The organism is Pseudocolwellia agarivorans (assembly GCF_002000085.1).
Taxonomy (GTDB): Bacteria; Pseudomonadota; Gammaproteobacteria; order Enterobacterales; family Alteromonadaceae; genus Pseudocolwellia; species Pseudocolwellia agarivorans.
Genome location: NZ_MUZU01000006.1, coordinates 100,523 through 119,863 on the forward strand (window position 1 = coordinate 100,523; position 19,341 = coordinate 119,863).

At 36.9% G+C, this 19,341-nt stretch carries 22 protein-coding genes; 7 read left to right on the forward strand and 15 right to left on the reverse strand.

Annotated features, from left to right (window positions below; genetic code table 11):
• Positions 1-117 precede the first annotated feature (117 nt).
• The gene (locus B0X80_RS11015; RefSeq protein WP_077340266.1) at positions 118-1,482 is read left to right on the forward strand and encodes a cytochrome ubiquinol oxidase subunit I; all 1,365 of its coding nucleotides are present in this window, start codon (positions 118-120) and stop codon (positions 1,480-1,482) included.
• Positions 1,482-2,480: a cytochrome d ubiquinol oxidase subunit II gene (gene cydB / locus B0X80_RS11020; protein ID WP_175623929.1), complete on the forward strand. Its 999-nt coding sequence runs from the start codon at positions 1,482-1,484 to the stop codon at positions 2,478-2,480. The genes B0X80_RS11015 and cydB overlap by 1 nt, the downstream gene beginning before the upstream one ends.
• Positions 2,481-2,533: 53 nt before the next feature.
• On the opposite strand, the gene B0X80_RS11025 is transcribed toward cydB, so the two are convergent.
• From B0X80_RS11025 to B0X80_RS11045, 5 genes are all read right to left on the reverse strand, one after another.
• Positions 2,534-3,418 carry a septum formation inhibitor Maf gene (locus B0X80_RS11025; protein ID WP_077340270.1) on the reverse strand — a complete coding sequence of 295 codons (885 nt, stop codon included), beginning with the start codon at positions 3,416-3,418 and terminating at the stop codon, positions 2,534-2,536.
• Between the two features lie 121 nt (positions 3,419-3,539).
• Positions 3,540-3,947 (reverse strand): ACT domain-containing protein, encoded by a 408-nt coding sequence (locus B0X80_RS11030; protein ID WP_077340272.1) that lies wholly within the window; start codon positions 3,945-3,947, stop codon positions 3,540-3,542.
• Positions 3,948-3,986: 39 nt separating this feature from the next.
• Complete coding sequence (locus B0X80_RS11035; RefSeq protein WP_077340274.1) at positions 3,987-4,301, reverse strand: DMT family transporter; 315 nt, start codon at positions 4,299-4,301, stop codon at positions 3,987-3,989.
• Positions 4,302-4,494: 193 nt separating this feature from the next.
• Positions 4,495-5,493, reverse strand: a complete 999-nt coding sequence (locus B0X80_RS11040; protein WP_077340276.1) for a cupin domain-containing protein — start codon at positions 5,491-5,493, stop codon at positions 4,495-4,497.
• Positions 5,494-5,531: 38 nt separating this feature from the next.
• Positions 5,532-6,272, reverse strand: coding sequence for an SDR family NAD(P)-dependent oxidoreductase (locus B0X80_RS11045; protein ID WP_077340278.1), 741 nt, complete (start codon positions 6,270-6,272; stop codon positions 5,532-5,534).
• A 120-nt stretch (positions 6,273-6,392) separates the two neighbouring features.
• On the opposite strand from B0X80_RS11045, the gene hisD reads away from it, so the two are divergent.
• The 4 genes from hisD to B0X80_RS11065 are packed head-to-tail and all read left to right on the forward strand — an operon-like array spanning position 6,393 to position 10,206.
• Entirely contained in the window at positions 6,393-7,667 is a 1,275-nt protein-coding gene (gene hisD, locus B0X80_RS11050; protein ID WP_077340280.1) for a histidinol dehydrogenase, read from the forward strand.
• A gap of 3 nt (positions 7,668-7,670) precedes the next feature.
• Positions 7,671-8,678 (forward strand): LacI family DNA-binding transcriptional regulator, encoded by a 1,008-nt coding sequence (locus B0X80_RS11055; protein WP_077340282.1) that lies wholly within the window; start codon positions 7,671-7,673, stop codon positions 8,676-8,678.
• Between the two features lie 14 nt (positions 8,679-8,692).
• Positions 8,693-9,427 carry an alpha/beta fold hydrolase gene (locus B0X80_RS11060; protein WP_077340284.1) on the forward strand — a complete coding sequence of 245 codons (735 nt, stop codon included), beginning with the start codon at positions 8,693-8,695 and terminating at the stop codon, positions 9,425-9,427.
• A gap of 8 nt (positions 9,428-9,435) precedes the next feature.
• Positions 9,436-10,206: an HpcH/HpaI aldolase family protein gene (locus B0X80_RS11065; RefSeq protein ID WP_077340286.1), complete on the forward strand. Its 771-nt coding sequence runs from the start codon at positions 9,436-9,438 to the stop codon at positions 10,204-10,206.
• Positions 10,207-10,292: 86 nt separating this feature from the next.
• Here B0X80_RS11065 and B0X80_RS11070 read toward each other — a convergent pair whose 3' ends face one another.
• The 6 genes from B0X80_RS11070 to B0X80_RS11095 all read right to left on the reverse strand — a co-directional run bounded on the left by B0X80_RS11070 (position 10,293) and on the right by B0X80_RS11095 (position 15,013).
• On the reverse strand, positions 10,293-10,571 hold the full coding sequence (locus B0X80_RS11070; RefSeq protein WP_077340288.1) for a hypothetical protein: 279 nt from the start codon (positions 10,569-10,571) through the stop codon (positions 10,293-10,295).
• A 90-nt stretch (positions 10,572-10,661) separates the two neighbouring features.
• Positions 10,662-11,156, reverse strand: coding sequence for a hypothetical protein (locus tag B0X80_RS11075; RefSeq protein WP_077340290.1), 495 nt, complete (start codon positions 11,154-11,156; stop codon positions 10,662-10,664).
• 249 nt (positions 11,157-11,405) lie between these two features.
• On the reverse strand, positions 11,406-12,947 hold the full coding sequence (locus tag B0X80_RS11080; RefSeq protein WP_139345312.1) for an esterase/lipase family protein: 1,542 nt from the start codon (positions 12,945-12,947) through the stop codon (positions 11,406-11,408).
• 187 nt (positions 12,948-13,134) lie between these two features.
• Positions 13,135-13,653, reverse strand: a complete 519-nt coding sequence (locus B0X80_RS11085) for a CC0125/CC1285 family lipoprotein (RefSeq protein ID WP_077340295.1) — start codon at positions 13,651-13,653, stop codon at positions 13,135-13,137.
• Positions 13,654-13,733: 80 nt separating this feature from the next.
• Positions 13,734-14,528 carry an anti-sigma factor family protein gene (locus B0X80_RS11090; RefSeq protein ID WP_077340297.1) on the reverse strand — a complete coding sequence of 265 codons (795 nt, stop codon included), beginning with the start codon at positions 14,526-14,528 and terminating at the stop codon, positions 13,734-13,736.
• Complete coding sequence (locus tag B0X80_RS11095) at positions 14,525-15,013, reverse strand: RNA polymerase sigma factor (protein WP_077340299.1); 489 nt, start codon at positions 15,011-15,013, stop codon at positions 14,525-14,527. Before B0X80_RS11095 ends, B0X80_RS11090 begins: the two co-directional genes overlap by 4 nt.
• Positions 15,014-15,132: 119 nt before the next feature.
• On the opposite strand from B0X80_RS11095, the gene B0X80_RS11100 reads away from it, so the two are divergent.
• Positions 15,133-16,521, forward strand: coding sequence for a S8 family serine peptidase (locus tag B0X80_RS11100; RefSeq protein ID WP_077340301.1), 1,389 nt, complete (start codon positions 15,133-15,135; stop codon positions 16,519-16,521).
• Between the two features lie 44 nt (positions 16,522-16,565).
• On the opposite strand, the gene B0X80_RS11105 is transcribed toward B0X80_RS11100, so the two are convergent.
• The 4 genes from B0X80_RS11105 to B0X80_RS11120 all read right to left on the reverse strand — a co-directional run bounded on the left by B0X80_RS11105 (position 16,566) and on the right by B0X80_RS11120 (position 19,179).
• Positions 16,566-16,826 carry a Txe/YoeB family addiction module toxin gene (locus tag B0X80_RS11105; protein WP_077340303.1) on the reverse strand — a complete coding sequence of 87 codons (261 nt, stop codon included), beginning with the start codon at positions 16,824-16,826 and terminating at the stop codon, positions 16,566-16,568.
• Positions 16,823-17,074 carry a type II toxin-antitoxin system Phd/YefM family antitoxin gene (locus B0X80_RS11110; protein ID WP_076419866.1) on the reverse strand — a complete coding sequence of 84 codons (252 nt, stop codon included), beginning with the start codon at positions 17,072-17,074 and terminating at the stop codon, positions 16,823-16,825. Before B0X80_RS11110 ends, B0X80_RS11105 begins: the two co-directional genes overlap by 4 nt.
• A gap of 98 nt (positions 17,075-17,172) precedes the next feature.
• Positions 17,173-18,138 carry a surface lipoprotein assembly modifier gene (locus B0X80_RS11115; RefSeq protein WP_077340305.1) on the reverse strand — a complete coding sequence of 322 codons (966 nt, stop codon included), beginning with the start codon at positions 18,136-18,138 and terminating at the stop codon, positions 17,173-17,175.
• Between the two features lie 84 nt (positions 18,139-18,222).
• Positions 18,223-19,179 (reverse strand): hypothetical protein, encoded by a 957-nt coding sequence (locus tag B0X80_RS11120; RefSeq protein WP_077340307.1) that lies wholly within the window; start codon positions 19,177-19,179, stop codon positions 18,223-18,225.
• Between the last annotated feature and the right edge of the window lie 162 nt (positions 19,180-19,341).

Here is a 19,341-nt window from a genome sequence, read left to right on the forward strand (position 1 = left end):
GCACAACCAACCCGCTCAACCTCCCTTATCGCTATTGGCTGCAAAGCTATAGCGATCTTTTTAAACATGTTTTAACAACAGCCCACAGCGTGCTGCATAGGGCTAATGGAGTAAAAAATGTTAGATACCTTGATTTTATCTCGCATTCAATTTGCGACTAATATCAGTTTTCATATTCTGTTTCCTGTTATTACTATCGCATTAAGTTGGTTCTTACTTTTTTTCAAAGTACGATTTGTCCAAACGAATGATCCTGTATGGATGCGAGCCTATCGCTTTTGGGTAAAGATATTTGCCTTAACTTTCGCTCTTGGTGTAGTAAGTGGCATTACCATGTCTTTCCAGTTTGGTACGAACTGGCCAAAATTTATGGAAACTGTCGGTAATATCGCAGGACCATTATTAGGTTATGAAGTGCTAACCGCTTTCTTTTTAGAAGCTGGATTCTTAGGCATTATGTTATTTGGTATTAATCGCGTATCACCATTAGTTCATACCCTTTCTACCTTTATTGTTGCTTTTGGTACTACGTTATCCGCCTTTTGGATTTTAGCGCTTAACTCTTGGATGCATACACCGCAAGGTTACGAAATGCGTGATGGAGTTGCTTTTCCTATTGATTGGTTGGCCATTATCTTTAATCCATCATTCCCATATCGCTTTACACATATGCTAATTGCATCGGGGTTAACCGCTGCATTTTTAATTGCGGGCATCAGTGCGTATCGTCTATTAAAAGGTGACGACAAACGCGCCCCTAAACTTACCTTAAAAATAGCTTTAACAGTGGCAGCTATTTTAGCGCCAGCACAAGCATTAGTGGGTGACTTTCACGGGTTAAACACCCTAGAACATCAACCACAAAAAGTTGCCGCTATGGAAGGCATTTGGCATACCGAAAAAGGCGCACCTTTGTTACTTTTCGCCTTGCCTGATGCTGCAGCAAAAACTAACCATTTTGAAATAGGCATTCCGAATATGGCAAGCCTGATTTTAACTCATGACTTAAATGGTGAGATAAAAGGTTTAAACGAGTTTGAAGGTAATCATCCTCCTGTTATGCCTGTATTTTTCTCTTTCCGCATTATGGTTGGACTCGGCTTATTAATGTTATTTGTGGCATGGACAGGACGTATTCAACTATGGCGTAAAAATAAGCTATCTCCTTGGGTATTAAAAACCTTACTGTTTATGACATTCTCAGGTTGGGTAGCCACATTAGCTGGCTGGTACGTAACAGAAATAGGACGCCAACCTTGGCTAGTTACTGGCGTATTAAGTGTTAAAGATGCGGCAACAGATATAGCATCTTCAAATGTAGGCTTATCATTAATTGCATATTTAATATTATACACAGTGTTAATGATTGCTTACTTACATACTATTTTCACTATGGCAGGTAGAGCGGTTGAAATTGAAGAAATCAGCGATGATGAGATCACAAAACCCATTATCACTTCAGCAATAGAAGGAATAAAATAATGTTTGAAGCTAACACACTCGCCGTAATATTTGTCGCTTTGATGGGATTTTCAATTCTTCTTTACGCCATATTAGACGGCTACGATTTAGGCGTAGGTATTTTACTCCCCCTAAAACAAGAAGATAACAGCGATACCATGATCGCATCGATAGGACCTTTTTGGGATGCTAATGAAACGTGGTTAGTTTTAGCCATAGGCTTGCTGCTAATCGCTTTTCCTGCGGCTCATAGTTATATATTTAAAGAACTCTATTTACCCACTGCCGTACTGCTAATTAGTTTAGTGCTGCGTGGTGTCGCTTTCGATTTTAGAGCTAAAGCAGCATTTAGCCATAAACCCACATGGAATAAAGTGTTTAAAATAGGTTCACTGCTTGCTTCGATGAGCCAAGGCTACATGTTAGGTATGTACGTAATGGGATTTGAAAGCACATTTGCAGCCTACAGCTTTAGTTTATTAAGTGCTTTAGGAGTTGCTGCTGCTTACAGTTACATTGGTGCTTGTTGGTTAATTATGAAAACCGAAGGTGATTTACAAGTGCAAGCCGTTGCTTGGGCTAAAAAATCAGGTTTAATTTGTTTCATCGGTATATTAGCTGTATCAGTGATCAATCCAATTATTAACCCTAATGTATTTGACCGCTGGTTTGAATCATCTAACATGCTACTACTTTTGCCCTTACCTTTAATCTGTTTTGGTTTATTTGTTTACAGCTTTTTTGTACTTAAAAAACTACCGGCAGAAAATGACAAAGGTTGCTGGATACCTTTCACTGCAGCATCAACAATATTTTTACTTTGTTTTATTGGTTTAGGTTTCAGTTTCTTCCCATACATAGTGCCTAACAAACTCACGATTTGGGAAGCCGCCTCAGCACCAGAATCATTAAGCTTTATTTTATGGGGAGCTATTATTGTTGTACCAGTAATATTTAGCTACACCGCATTTTCATATCGCGTATTTTGGGGAAAAGTACAAGAACTAAGATATCATTAAGTTGTACATAAAAGTTAAGCCTTTCTTTTATAAAAAGAAAGGCTTAACAGTTCCTACAATCCTAGCTCTTTTCTTAACTTCATATCTATATTGTTATGTTTCTGCCAATATTTTGATTTTATTGTATTAATTTTTTCTGCACTTGAAGTTAATACTTTAGCATTCTCATCAAAGCCGCTTTTATAGGTATCTTTCCAACCTTGTATTACATACGGAAATTTATTGTTAAATTCTATTGATAATGTTCTTAGCAGTGTTGGATATTCAAGAGTATACGTTGATGTTTCGCCTGAATTAATTAAACTCGTTTTAACTGAATAGGCTTTTAATGGTTTATGTAATAAACGTAAATATTCAAGCGAGGGAACCATTTGTAAATCACCTAAAGGTAATTCGTTGGGGTTTAACCTAATTTTTGTCCAAATTTCATTTTCTAAATTCTCTTTATCAATACTAAAACGCTGATCAGCTTCGCCTTCAAAGTACGAATATGAGTTCACATCAAATTGTTGTCGGTTATTTATTTGAGTAAAAACATGACCACACCATTCTTGTACAGATAAAGAAGCTTTAACTGCATGTCCTTCATTCGACACAGGTGAAAAGGTGCTAGACATAATTGAATAAGGATAAATACCCGTAAGGAATTTTTTAGTGGAATTGAGCTTTAACACTGGAATATTATCGGCTTGGTGGTTATCAGCCTTAACTTGCTCTTTAGCTAAAAAAGGTTCAGTTACATACACTAAAACGCCTGTACCTTCGTGTAATTCACCATATCGTGCTTGTTTAATGTTATACGACGTTAACTCTGCATCGCCCGCATACCAGTACTGTTTGAATGGTTCGCTAAGTGAAGCAGCATGCAAAGGTAATAAACAAGAAATAAAACCAGATAAAATAGTACCTTTTAATAAAGGGGTCATTAAATTTTTCATAAAATCTCGAATCGGTTGTCTAAAAAATTACAGCTATTGCCTTATTGTTCAAAACAAACTGCGTTATAAATTAGACCGAGTATTTAAGATAAAATTTTACCTGATTGGTTTTTAGTTAAAATCAAACACCTTCATGCACTAATTCTTCTAAGGCAGCCAACGCATTATCAGCATCTTTGGCTGCAACAAAAATATGATCGTGATAATAAGCCGCTACTACATTGGCACTAATATTAGCTTGCGTTAACTTAGTAGAAACCGCAGCAGTTAACCCAACAGCATCAAGGCTAGAATGCACATTCAGTGTTATACATTTAAAAACACCTTCATAACCGATGTTATGTTGATCAGCTTTTTCTTTTGTTAGCATAACCGTTAAGCCTTCCTTTTCTTGGAAAGTTCCTACAGGCTCTAATACGCTCAATTGTTGATAATCTACCTGCTCAAGCATGCCAAAAATATATTCATCGTTCAGTAAAACCGGAGTCATTGAAGCAATCAATTTTGTTAAATTTTTTTCACCCGACATTTCATATCCTCATATTAAGTCAATTTTTTAATCATAACGTTACTTTAAAATTTTAAGCCCTACTACCCCAATAAATATCAGGCCAAAACAAAACAAGTGTGCCAACCTTAATTGCTGTTCGAAAAAGTAATGATTTACAACAGAAATAGATATAACACCTACAGCTAGCCATACTAGATAAGCGTGAGCGATAGGTATATTTTTAATAGCAATAGAAAATAATGCTAGGCTTAGTACCATTGAAACAACGGCGAGGATTACATAAGGAATGTTTGTGAAAGATTCAGACTTTTGAATACCGTATACCCAACCAGCTTCTAAAAGTCCTGCAATAAACAGAATAAACCAAGACATATAACACTCTCTCTAAATATGGGGTCGTCCCCTAAATAAAAATAGAGCGGTGAGGTCGTCCCCACTTCAGAATGAATACGCTTGTATTTTATATTAATGTTCAAAAACTACAATAATTTGTACCTGATAATCATTACAAAAGCCTAATCAAGTTTTTGGTTAGGCTTAATAAAAACTTTAAATTTAAAGGCAACTATACAAACTTAGGTGCGCTCGGCTGATTATTTCGTCTAGTAACATACAAAATACATTCAACATCACCTTTTTGTGCAAACGTACGTATTGAGCCTATTGGCGTAGTAAAGGTATCGCCTTTTCCTAAAGAAAGTGTTTCACCGTCAATAGTAATATCAACCTCACCTTGATGAACAAAAATCACTTCTTCTTCAAAACGAACATGTTGTGGAATAACAGCGTTTGCTTGTAGCTTTAATCCTCTGATCACAAAACCGTGGTTCCAATTTAACTTGCTTGCAGGTAAATCTTCTACGCGGTTTTCAGGTCCAGCTAGTGGCACTTCTTCAACGCCATCAAATTGAGCAAGGCACGAATTTTTAGCCCACTCAAACGTGTCTCTACGCTGCACTATACTTTCCATCGCTTCGCTACCCACAATACGGTGTTCTTGAATTTGTGCGTTTGAGGTTACAGGCATTGGCTTTTTGTCAGCAGGTACTTCTTCACCTAAAGTAGTATCAACTAAGCTACCGTCTTCAAGTAATACCAAACCGTACTTTTTAGCTAAATCGAATACTTGTGGCGCCCATAATACACGCCCCGGATCATCACTGCCTAAAACAGCGTATAAGTAAGCGGTGTCGTTACCTACATTTTCAAAGCCACGGAAAATATCAGTAGGAATTGAAATAATATCGCCTTCAGTGAGTATTATTTTTCCATCGTCGCCATTAACACCACTCATGAAAGCCCAAGTACCGCTATGAATAACAAAAACTTCTTCGGTTAAATGGCTATGTTGCGAATTTAAGCATCCTGCTGGCTGGCGTGCTCCACCAATATTAAAACCATGCGGAATTGAAATATGTATATGTTGGTCTGGATTTTCAGCTACACCAGGACCAATTAAAGTAAAGTTTTCTTTTTTGTCACTACCTGGGCTACGCGTATCAATAAAAGCGTTAGTGCAAGGTTTTAAATCGTCGTATCTAATTAATCTATCTGCTAACTTCATTTTATATCCTAAATTATTTCAGTAAATTGAGCTTTGAACTAACGTGCAGTCCAGCCACCGTCAACTTTAATGCTAGTGCCAGTGATCATTGACGCTAAATCACTTAACAAAAATGTGCAGCTATTGGCGATATCTTCTACCTTGGCCAAACGGCCTAAAGGGATCATGTTAAATACAAAGCTTTTAAAGGCTTCGTCTTCAAACATAGGTTCAGTCATAGGAGTTAAAACAAATGTTGGTGCCACGGTATTAACGCGAATATTATGATCAGCTAATTCTACTGCCATGGCTTTAGTTACACCTTCAACCGCGTGTTTACTCATGCAATACAAGGTGCGTCCTTGCGAACCAACAAAGCCCATTTGTGACGACATATTTACAATAGACGCGGCTTCTGAACGCTTCATAGGAGTAATAGCCGCTTGAGATATTTTATAAAGGGTACGAATATTTAAATCGATAACCGCATCGATATTTTCGCTACTTTGCGCTTCCATTGGGCCAACACGATTAATACCCGCGTTATTTACTAAGCCATCTAAAGTTGGTAATTCACGTAATTTTTGATAAAAATCTTCACTCGTGACATCCATTACCCATGGCGTTATTCTTTCAGGATAGCGGGCAACAAGTTTATCTAAATCACTTTCTGTTCTTGCTACAGCAATAACATCAGCACCATATTCAGCCGCCATCGCCGCACAAGCTAAACCAATACCTTTACCAGCACCTGCGATTAATATTTTTTTATTAGTGAACAAATTTTTATCAAAACTCATCGTTTTACTTCCTAAAATCATTTATTGCATTCGAAGTCATTATTACGTAGGATTTACACAAGTTCAAGTAAAATAATTAAGTAAACCTTAATATACGTCAATAAAACCGGAGATATTGAAATGATTAAATACCTTAAAAAAGGCAAGCAAGAAGAAGAAAAAAAGGATTATTTACAATCAGTTAAAAATACTGTTGAAAACATAATCGAAGACATTGAAACAGATGGCGATAAAGCGGTTGCAAAATATTCAGCGACTTTCGACAAATGGAATCCGAAGTCATTTAGATTGAGCGACGAAGAAATCAAAGCTTGTTACGACGAACTTGATGACAGCATAATTGAAGATATTAAATGGGCACAAACACAAGTACGTAACTTTGCTCAAATTCAACGTGATTCAATGAAAGATGTTGAAGTAGAAACTATACCGGGCGTTATTTTAGGCCATAAACATATTCCTATGGAAAGTGTAGGTTGTTACGTACCCGGCGGTAAGTACCCACTAGTAGCCTCTGCTCACATGAGTGTAGTAACAGCAAAAGTTGCTGGTGTTAAACGTGTTATTGCTGCAGCTCCTCCGTTTGATGGTCGACCTTCTCCAGCTATTGTTGTAGCAATGGATTTAGCCGGTGCTGACGAAATATATTGTTTTGGTGGCGTACAAGCCATTGCAGCAATGGCTATTGGTACAGAAACCATTGCACCCGTAGATATGATTGTAGGCCCCGGTAATGCGTTTGTTGCTGAAGCGAAACGTCAGTTATTTGGCCGTGTGGGTATTGATTTATTTGCTGGCCCAACTGAAACACTTGTTATTGCAGATGAAAGTGTTGATGGTGAATTATGCGCGGCGGACTTATTAGGCCAAGCTGAACATGGTCCTACATCGCCAGCTATTTTATTAACAAACAGTGAAAAACTAGCGCGCGATACAATGGCTGAAGTAGAAAGACAATTAACCATCTTACCTACAGCAGAAGTTGCGGGTGCGGCATGGAAAGATCATGGCGAAGTGATTGTATGTGACACTTACGAAGAAATGATCGAAGTGGCTAACGACTTAGCCTTTGAACATGTACAAATAATGACAGAGAACATTCCTTACTTTAAAGAAAACATGCGTAACTTTGGCGCACTATTCTTAGGTCCTGAAACTAATGTGTCTTACGGCGACAAATGTATTGGTACAAACCATACGCTTCCAACTCGTAAAGCTGCGCGTTATACTGGCGGATTATGGGTAGGTAAATTTATCAAAACCTGTACATTCCAAAGCGCTACAGAAGAAGCATCCGTTGTTGTGGGCGAGTATTGTTCAAGACTTTGTGCTGTTGAAGGGTTTGCTGGTCACAAGGAGCAAGCTGATATTCGCTTGAGAAGATATAAAGGATAAACATTGAGTAAAAATAAAAAAGTAACTTCTTATGATGTCGCGCGTGAAGCTGGTGTATCACAATCAGCCGTATCACGCGTGTTTCGACCAGGGTTAAGTGTTTCGCAAAAAACACGTGAAAAAGTTATGGCAACCGCAAATAAAATGGGTTATCGACCTAATGCTATCGCCAGAATGTTAATTACTAAACAGTCTGGCATGGTTGCTGTAATTGTTTCATCACGTGCAAACGAAAACTATCCTGAAGTACTTTCGCAAGTCAGTAAGCAACTTGCGGCTCGTAACAAACGAGTTTTATTATTTACCTTAGATGACGCCGATGGTGTAGATGATTTATTTGAACAAATCTGGACCTTCCAAGTCGATGGCGTTATCGCACTTGCTGCTCATTTTGAAAGCCAACGCTTAGCCCAATTTGAGCAACATAAAGTACCCGTTGTGCTCTATAACCGTAATGTTCCTGATGCATCAACCAATACAGTTTGCTGTAATCACGAACACGGTATTAAACAACTGCTTGCTGAATTAAAGCTGAATAACCCTCAGTCTTATTTAGTGCTTTCAGGACCAACAGATTCTGATGTAGCCAATGAACGTAGAGAGATCACCCTTGATTTACTAGAAAAAATGGGTGAAAAAAATGTTCATGTTCTTTACGGCGATTACACCTACCAGTCGGGCAGAGATTGCCTTGCTCAATGGTTGAAAAAACACTCTGCTCCCGATGCTGTAGTATGTAGTAATGATACAATGGCGATAGGTGTAATTGACGAAATAAGAGAAAACCATAATATTCATATTCCAAACGATATGTCTGTTGTAGGGTTTGACGGCATCGCTTCTTCGTTTTGGCAGAGTTACCAAATAACCACCATAAAACAACCGGTAGAGCAATTGGTAAAAGCAGCTGTAGACATGCTATTAGAGCATATTGAAAACTCTGATTCGCCGCCAGAAGCTCGTGTATTAACGGGCACCTTAATTAAAGGAAATTCTGTAAAGCGACCTTAACTAGGTTATTTTAGATGCATTCTTTACCTATTTTAATTTTACCCGGCACCTTATGTACAGGTGCCATGTTTACCCACCAAATTAATCAATTAAAAAAGCACTGCAATCAAGTATCTGTGGTGCAATTTACGCAAGAAGCCACTCTCGCTGAAATGGCCGCTCTAGTTATAAAAGCAACAAATGATCAACCCTGCGCTATTATTGGCTTTTCAATGGGTGGTATTGTCGCTGAAGAAGTCGCTAAAACGCATCCTCATCTTATTGCTAAGCTTGCTTTAGTTAATTCAAATTGTCATGCCGACTTACCAGAGCGAAAAGCCGGACGCGCCACACAAATAAAACAAGCGACCGATGGGCAATTAGCCGAATTAATTAACAACACCTTTATGCCTAACTACCTTTATAAGCAAAACGAAAAGCTTCAGAAGTTGATTCTTGATATGGCATTCTCTCTTGGCGAAAAATGCTTTGCTGCACAAGCAATGGCAATAGAAGACAGACCTGACTCACTTAGTGTGCTTCAGCAACTCAATGCCGACATACTTATTATTAGTGGTCTACAAGACAAAATATGCGCCGTTGAACATCAGCACTATATGCATGAATCTCTTCCTAATAGTAAATTATTGTTATTAGATGAATGCGCCCACTTCTCGCCTTTAGAGCAAGCTGAAAAAGTATCTCACGCATTAACACTTTGGTATTTATCAACCGTACCTTTTGCTAACGCAAGCACTAGACAAGATTAGGAATAGTTATGAATTTAAAAGAAAAGTTAGCGCAGAAAAAACCATTATTAGGTACTTTTATAAAAAGCACACATTTTCATAATACCGAAGTATTAGCTCATACTAATTTAGACGTATTATGCTTAGATGCCGAGCATGCGCCTTTTGATCGTGGCGATTTAGACACCTGTATTTTAGCGGCGAGGTCGAAACAAAAGCCAGTGGTAGTTCGTATTCCAGACAGTGAAAATTCAACTCTTTTAAATGCACTAGACACTGGTGCCGACGGCGTCGTTATTCCTCATGTATTAAATGCTGAACATGCTCGCCAAATTGTTAAAAAATGCTTTTTTGGCCCCGAGGGCAGAGGCTATGCTGGCTCAACACGCTTTGCCGGATACACCACGAATAAACTTCCTGAAAACCTATTAGCCAATAAAAACGAAACGTGTGTAATAGCACAAATAGAAGATCTTGAAGCAGTAGATAACATTGACGAAATTTGCCAAGTAGAAGGTATCGACTGCATTTTTATTGGCAGAATGGACTTAACCGTAGCCTTAAAACAAACAGATGCTAGCCATCCAAGTGTTATGGAAGCTGTTGAAAAAATAGTAATAGCATGTAAAAAACACAACAAAAACTGCGGCATGTTTGTTGGCGATTTAATCGAGTTACCTCGTTGGATAAAGGCTGGAGTAAGCTTGTTTTTATTAAGCTCAGATCATGGGTTTATGTTAAGTGGTGCTGCTCAGTTAGAGCAAACATTTAGTCACGCTATTGAGCAGAGTAAAAAATAAAAAATGTACAAACAATAAGCTTTAAAAACAAAAAAGGAACATGGAAATGTTCCTTTTTCGATCATGTCCAAATTGATACTAAGTGTTTATTCCTCTTCCTTACACTGTGCTTTAGCAAGCTTTTTTAAGTGTTTAATGAAATCTTCACCTTCGAAAACAGTACAATTACTCATTCCATTTTCTGAAGAATATCGTTTAGCGCAAGAGCTTTTAACTACCTTTTTATTATCTTCAGTTAAACTTAAATATTCGGTATAAATCCAATCTTCACACTGCTCAGCAGTAAGCGCTACATTAGGAAAGTCCGCACAGTATGCATTGCATGATAATAATAAACTGGCCGATAAAATCATCTTCTTAAACATTTTTAAATCCTTAGGTTAAATAACCACAAATATTGGTAAAACACATAACGTTTTGCCAACCATCTTAGTCCTTTTGAGTAAATTGTAGGTTTATTTGATTGGCTTGGAGCTAATCAATTTGTTTTTGAACAATATTAACTTTATTTGTTCATTAACAACCCCATAAACACTTTCATCTTCTGATATATCTTCTAATTTCATCCCCATCATTTCACTAATAGTGGTACTTATTGATTTGACTATTACCTGATTGTTCTTTGTATCTAAAAAGGCTGATTTTATCTCCTCTTTATATTCAATATTTACATTAGGGTTTTTCATCATAGACATTGTAACTTTAGCCATTTTTAAATAGTTATCATATGAGACTTCTGTTTCCCCTCTATCTAACGCAGGATCAAAATCAATAGTAATCTTAGATTCCGGAGATATATATTTTTCGATAATAGATATATCTCCATCTAATAGTGCTTGATATATCTCCTTATTGATATTCAGAACTTGTTCTTTATCAATCACACTCTCTGCAAATGAAAATCCAGACATAAATATAACTAAAATAAAGATATTTATTTTTTTTAACATAACCACTCCTTAGTTGAAAATTTGTAAACCTAACGTATCATTCAGAGGCAAATAATAGTTGGTTAAATAGCGATGCACAAGCAACGGCCAGTTATTTTTAATCCTGCGGCAATGCCTTGCTATGTTTCATTATTTAAAGAAGTAAGATGTTTTTCAGCGTATTCTTTTCGCAAAGGTTCGTTGGCAATAGTTTATTAAACTCAGATTTAGCTTTACCTTTTTGCTCTAATTTAAAGTACAAAGTTACTCTTATAAAACACTATCAACTATTTGAGGGTATTCCTTCATAAACTTTATAAATTCTTTTTCCATTTCTTTAGTTGCTCCCGCTTCTCCCCTAACCGCTTTAATGTAACTCTCTTGCTGCAGATTAATAGGTTTGAGCATGCCTTTAACTAACATCACAATATATTTACCCGCATAACTAATTAAATGCTGGCTACGAAGGCTGTAATCATTTGTTAATTTAACGTCGAAGCCACCATTAATGAGTATCTTTAAATGTGATTCAGGAAAAATACTCTTAATACCAGACATGCTTTTTAATAGATGTAAGATCATGTCTTTATTTTCTAAAATATCTACATGACCACTGTTAAAGCCAAATTGCCCACGCGATTGCTTTTGTACTTCAGGATGCAACTGACTTGATAGCGGTACAACACCATCACTGTTTTCGCCTAACTTCACCATACCTGAGTTATTAAACGTATAAAAAAGCTGATGATTTACAAGTCTAGATAATGGTTTTCGATAGAGTTCTTTTATAAATTTGCTTGTTGGATTTAAATCTCGCCAAGAGGGTAATACGATAAGTCCGTGCTTTTCACCTGAAGCTGCCGAAGGATGACCACCAAATGGAGTTGATATACTTACAAACAATTCAACTTTATTTTCATTTGCTTTGCCTTCGTATTGATTAAATGCTTCTCGTACTACAAGCCCACCCATACTATGAGCAACTATCACCATAGGCATATCACCCATAGGAATAACATTTCCTGAGAGAAAAATGTTGTAAAAAAAGTCGGCTAATTGATCAAGGTCGCCACCAGAAGGATAATAGAAAAACCACGCTTGATAACGATCTTTATCCATGTGTTCAATAATGGGTTTAAACGATCTTGAACTACCGCCAATACCATGAACAAAAATAACAGGAATTTTATGTGCAACATTTTCTTCTAAGGCATAAAACATAGTTTTTGCATTTTCTAAAAATGAAGCAGGATCGTACATGCCCATAGTGGCAATTTTTTCATCAAACATAGGATCATCTAAGCTGCGAATACTTCCCGCTGGATAATACGCGGATTGCTCTGTCTCAATGACTTTAGGCGTTACAATATTTTCGGCCCAATCTACACTTGAACTTGTTATTAGCTTTATATCTATATGCTTGGCAAGTTTGTCTGGAAAGTTTGTTGTATTTAAAGCTAACGCTTTCTCACCAACTATTTCAGATTGATGAAACAATCCATCTTTATTTATGTCGGCATAAACAAGTAAGGTGTACTCACCTTCTGGAAGGTTTAAGCCATAGTGCGTGTTGGTTCTTTTAAAGAACATTGTATCAACTCGCTCACGCTTTTTGAATTTACTAGAATACGCAGCAATGGCTATAGGTGTATTAGCATAGTTATTTGAATGAGCTATTGATTTACCCCAAACAAAAAAGGTTTCTTGGTCTAACATATGCTTTAGATTAATTTGACTGGGATCTGCATTTTGAAGCTTTGTATATTCAGCCTGAATAGCTGAATATTTTAGATAAGTGCATGATGTCAGCATTAAAGCTAAACAAATCATTATAAGATGAGTTTTTTTAATCAAACCATATTCTCTACATAATTTTTAATTATATACCCGTTAACATTCATGATTATGTTGCATTTTAAAACGAGTATATTCAAGTGGTTTAAATAACCCCTGCATTATTTAAAACTAACTTCTAATAATGTAGGATTTGCTTACCTCACTATTTATATTCACCCTTCAACTCATATTTAGCTCGCATGTTTGTGATTATCTCACGCGCTTCGTAGCTTTCTTGTTGTTCTGGGCGAACACCTTTACCTAGCTTTATATCTACAATGCTTTCAATTTCTTGCCCTTGCTCACCTAAGTTAAAGCCAATACCTAAATGTGTGCTGGGTTGATTGCTACAACCGTAAATACCACAATCACGTCGTGTCCCAATACCTGTATGTATTGAACTTCGTGGCTGGTTTTGTCCGTCAATAATTACATCGCGATTCGTTACAACAAACCAATCGTAGCCTTGTTGTACAGTTAGTTCAGCAGCGCGTAAAAAAGTGTAATCAATCGCTTTTAGCTTATTGTCGGTACGGGTTTTAAAATGCACGCGTATTTTATCTTGATTCAAAATACTCTCTTGATAACCAACACCGTTATTTTTTGCTGCTCGGTATTCAGGGCTTGATGCACAAGCGGCAAGTAAACCGACCATACTGACTAACATGATAATTTTTTTCATTGTTTTTCCCTCGTGTGATTTATACCCGTTACCAATCAAGAGGCTATTTCAGCATCTTGAATGGTAACAGGTATATGTAGTTATTTTTTCCAACGGTTATTAATAACTTGTTGTTCTTGTTGTTTATCTAAAAAATCACCTACTGCCATGCTGTCTATTTGTTCTCGTAACAAACTCGTTGACGTAGCCGTTTGGTAATTTTGAGTTATGTGTTTTTGTTCTATTACCGTTAAGTTTAATTCCCATTGTTGATTAACTCTACAAGCAATATTATGTTCAACATCTTGCTCGTTATTAATGTCGTACTGACGACAAAAATCACCTTGTTGATTTGTAAAAGTAAGTTGTGTTTTTATCGTTTGTCCATTCGCTAATACTTGTTCATTACCACTGGTTTGTTGTTCTAATATTTGAACAACCTCCTGCCAGCTATTACCTGTATTACTTTGAGTAAATACTGTTGCAAATAGCCCTGCAGCAACGGCAACACTTGCCGCAATAGCAAAAGGTTTATTGGTTGATTTTTTAGTACGTTGCCAAAGGCTAACCACATTACTTTCGTTATTTGTATGGTTTGCTTTATTCGCCGTTTGCGTTTTATCTGTAAACTGCTCAGCAGCCTTTATTGACTCTACCGGAGCCGAATCTTCAGGAATTGCCGCAAGTAATTCGTTAATAGCCGCAGGTAATGGTTGCTGATTAATTTTGTCGTATTCATTAGCAATCACCTCGTCAACCATAGCTAAATCAGCTAAGCGGTTAGCTAAGTTATCATCTTCAAGTAATGCGGCTCTGATCCGCTCCATTTGTTGCTCAGGTAATTCAGCATCTAAAAAGGCAGATAAAGTTTCATCGCTAAAGGTATCGTTATTCATGCCATTACTCCTGTGCTGTTATTTAAACATTGGCTAAGACTAATTCGCGCTCGAGATAGTCGGCTCATCACGGTTCCTATGGGTATTTCTAAAGTTTCAGCAACTTCTTTATACGACATGCCCTGAATAGCCACTAAAGACAAAATTGAACGTTGTTCGTCGGGTAAAATGTCCATAGCGTTATTCACTTCTTGTAAGCTAATTTTATCGGTTTGCTGCTTTTCGTCATTCACTATTTGACCGTCGGTTAACTCCGGTGATTCTGCCGCAGTTTGCCTCACTTTACGAGAACGATATTCATCAATCCATAAGTTACGACAAACCCGAAACATCCATTTATTTAACTCAACGTTTTCAGGCACGCCTTTAGTTAATAAGCGTTCAATGGTATTTTGTAATAAATCGTCTGCATCGTGTTGATTTCCCGTTAGCGAATAAGCAAATCGACGTATCATAGGCACTAAGGCAATTATTTGATTTTTCATTTTATCCCTCCGTTATAATAGGTAGACGAATGACAATGAAGTTTATTCCCAAATTTTTGGAATTTTTTTACTTTTAATACGTTTTCTTAATACAGCCCGCAAATTTTATAGGAAAAATAATGATAAAGATTAGGCAAGCCGTATTAATATTCTGCATAAGTATAACACTACCTACTTCACTTAAGGCAGATGGATTATTAGGTAAACCGCTGTCAAGTATAGAAAATTCAATATTGAACGATAAAGTCATTAATCGCCAGAATAATATTATTAATAAAAAAGCAGAAGAAATAAAAAAGAAGGCAGCACAACAAGCTAACCTAAATAAATTATTAATAAAATTACCTGAAAACGAAGTGAGTTCTTTAATTTTACCCGTAGGTAATTTAACCGAACCTCTTAATATTTTAGACAACGCAGGCAAAATCCTCTTTAAAGATGTTGAAGTAGAAAACGGTTGGCGCGCCATAGAACACCAATGGTTAGTTATGAGCTCTCAACAAGAGTTAACACAATTAAAGCAACTCGCGCAAAACAACCGTATTGAAATAGTAAACACTAAAAGCTTTAATGCTTTGGCATTAACCTTAGTGCAATTTAAAGTACAAGCGTCGTTTGATAGTGCTGAAAAAATCGTTTCCATACTACCTGTATCGTTACATAAAAAACTAACACGCGATTACGTGTATCAAACGCAATCATTAAAAGAGCTAAACCAAACTAAAATCCCTGCTGATGCAAATAAAACTGACATAACAAGTACCGCTTGTTTAGCACCGTTATCTATAGGTATGGTTGATACCGCAATAGATGTTAAACATCCAGTATTTAAGAATAAGTCGGTAACACGACAAAGTTTTGTTCCTGCCAACTTAACAGCACCTAAAGCTCATGGCACAGCCGTTTCAGCCTTGTTAATTAGTAGTTCGCCGCAACTGCCCGCTTTATTACCTAATGCTAAGTTATTTGCTGCTGAAGTATTTTATGGCCAAAGCGATTTTAGCCAAGGAGCTAATTTATTTAGTTTAGTGGCGGGTATTAATTGGCTATTAGAGCAACACGTTTCAGTGATTAATATGAGTTTAGCTGGGCCAAACAACACGATTTTAGCTACGGTTATTGAATCAGCTTTAGCTAAAAACATTACCATTGTTGCGGCTGTAGGAAACGAAGGTCCGCACTCACCACCTTTATATCCCGCAGCTTACAAAAATGTGATTGGCGTAACGGCTGTTGATAAAAATAATAAATTATATCGCTGGGCTAACCGAGGTGATTATGTTGATTTTTCAGCGCGTGGTGTTTCAGTTAAAACAGCTCGTTTATCTGGAGACTTTGGCTACGAAAGCGGAACATCGATGGCTGCACCCGTAGTAACGGCTTATGCCGCGTGTGCAAAGTTCAAAAATGAACAAGATGACTTGTTACAGCTTTTAACCCAACAAGCTGTCGATTTAGGAGAGAAAGGCCACGATCCATTGTTTGGTTATGGTCGATTGGGGGATTAAAACAGTAAGCTATTACTTCACAATTTATTCTATTTATCTAAACCTTATACCCCATAATGATAACGCAATTGGGCAATTAGAATTGAATCATCGAATTGCTTATAAACAATTCGATGTTCGTCATTTATACGCCTAGACCAATATCCAGATAAGCCGTGTTTTAAAGGTTCCGGTTTTCCAATCCCCTCATAGGGAGTTCTTTGAATGTCTTTAATAAGCAAGTTAATACGTTTTAGTATTTTTTTGTCGGTAGTTTGCCAGTAAAGGTATTGTCCCCAAGCATTAGTTGAAAAAGTCAGTTTCATTCAATAAGCTCGCGTACTACTCCTTTGCCAGATTCCAGCTCAGCAATAGACTTTAAAAGATCTCTAGCATTTGCTGGAGATCTAAGTAAATAGGTTGTTTCTTGCATTGCGTTATAATCTTCTAGAGAAATCATAACAACAGGTGATTCACTTTTGCGTGTGATGATTATTGGTGCATGATCATTACAAACATCTGCCATTGTGTTTGCTAAATTTGCTCTAGCGGCCGTATAGCTTATTGCATCCATAATAACTCCAAACTGTTCATGTACGTTAATCTGTACATTATATTTCTATCCTATAAAACAGTCAATAAACAAGATATGAACACAAATGCTAGCAATAACTAAAACACTCCTTTTATCGATAACGAGCTAATTGTTTCGTCGTAATTTAACGAAGCAATTGTTGATTCATAATGTCCATATTCTACTTTAGTATTGAGCGACCAGTTGGGTGTTATGTTGAATATCCATTGCGCGTCTACTACTTGGCTTTTATCTTTACGTTGAGCTTGTGCGTTACTCTCAGATTGCTCGTTAGATCCAAATTGATCCGTAGGGCTAAACGGTTCGTTAGTCGTTATTTGTTGATAATCTTTTTTGTTAAACTGCCAGCCAAACTGTATTTGCTGTTTATGATCCCAACCTTCAAAACTATGCGAATACATGACGCGAACACCTGAGGCTTGGTGATCAAACTGGTTGTTGTTTGCGTTTTCATTGTCGATATTTAAGTTGAGTGAAACAAAGCTTTTAGCTTGGTTAAAAAAGAAAAAATGTTGATTACTAACACCAAAACTTGTTGCGTCTCTGTCAGTTAAATTCGCAAATTTTTTCTTTTTATAGTCGGCTGAAACACGTAATAAATAACGTTGGTCAAACAATCTAGACCAATACACACTATTTTGACTAAACTGTAAAAAGTCTTCCTTTGCTAATTCGGCATCTACAAAGTAATAACTAGTACCTAGGGTTGCATCGGTAAAACGATAATCTAAATCAAAAGCTATTTTTGCTAAGTTTAAATCATAGTCGCTATAAGTTTGGTAGTCGTTTACTTGATAACTTAAGTTAGATTTTAAAGTTAATTTGGGCGATATTTTCCATTTTATTTTTGCTTCACCTTGCAAGGTTAATGCAACATCCGATTGTTCGCTTACTTGATCAAGCTCGGCAACGGTTAGCGTATCGTCATATTTTAGGCCGCTGTTAATTTCCCAAGTTAGGTCAACAGCATCGGCATGCACTACGCTAGCAATCGCTGAAACGAATAATGTGCTAATGATTAAGGGTTGGTTAAGTTTTTTCATGTGGATGCTCCAGAATACGGCATAAATAAAATTAAAAAAGTGAAAGAAAAGGCGAGAGGGGAACTCGCCTTTTTATGAGGTAAATTAGATACCTAAGCCTGAGCTAGCGTTAATCGCATTGTCTACTGAGTTATCAACCGTTAAGGCAACTGCATTGTTAATTTGGTTTGATACATTTTGAGCAACGTTTTTCTCAATGCTTTGTCCTATATTTTGAGTCAGGCTGCTATTCACACTTTGCTCAGTAGTGGCATTAATTGTCGCGCTAATGGTTTGAGTTAATACATTGTTTACTTCCGCATTAGTCAGTGCTTCTGTACTACTTAATAACTCGCCAGCTAAATTGGCATTAACCGTATTATCAATCGCTTGCTCTACAATAACGCTTGTGTTTTGTTCAACACTTGATGACAAGTTATTACTTATTGCTGTGACTTGTTGCACACTACCGGTTACAGCAAGGTCTATTTTTTCGCCGCTTGCTAAGAGCACGTTTTGACTTGTTGTAACACCTGATGTTAACGACTCTTGTAACAAGGTTTGGCTTTCACCTAACTTGCTTTGTAATTGTGTACCCGTTTTCGTTAACGTGTCAGTATATGATGCGCTATCTAACGACATTGATGCTTCACTACTCGTTTCGCTTTTAGAATCAGCTTTCGCTGTATTGGAGTTTTCTTTAGTTTCTGTTTTAGGTTCGGTGGTTGGTTCTTTTGTTACTAAGCCACCACCTTCTGTACCGTTCTCTTCATTAGCATTTGCATCAAGACTATTATTGTCTGCAAGCATAAGTTGGTTATTACTTTGCGTTGATTCGCTTGCTTGTGCTGATTGATTTGTATCTGTTGCAACTTGTTGCTCAGATGACGCACTCGCATCGCTTTGCATATTTGATGAAGTATCAAGTTGAGTTTGCTCTGCTTGATATTCAGCTTGTGTATTACTGTTGTTTGAAAAAGTTAAGTTTGCATCAGTATTCGCAAATACGGTTGTTGTTAGTGCGCATGAAATATATAAAGCTGTTTTAGTTAAGTTCATCATAATTGTTTCCTCAGAGAGTTTTTAGTAAATTCACTAAGGTAACGGTTGATGAATGGAGTTTATTCCAAATTATTTTCATAAATGTTTAAATAAAAATTAAACATTTGATTCTATTAGTTTATTTTTAAATTTTTTTTTCGTCCTCCTTGATAAAAGCCTTTT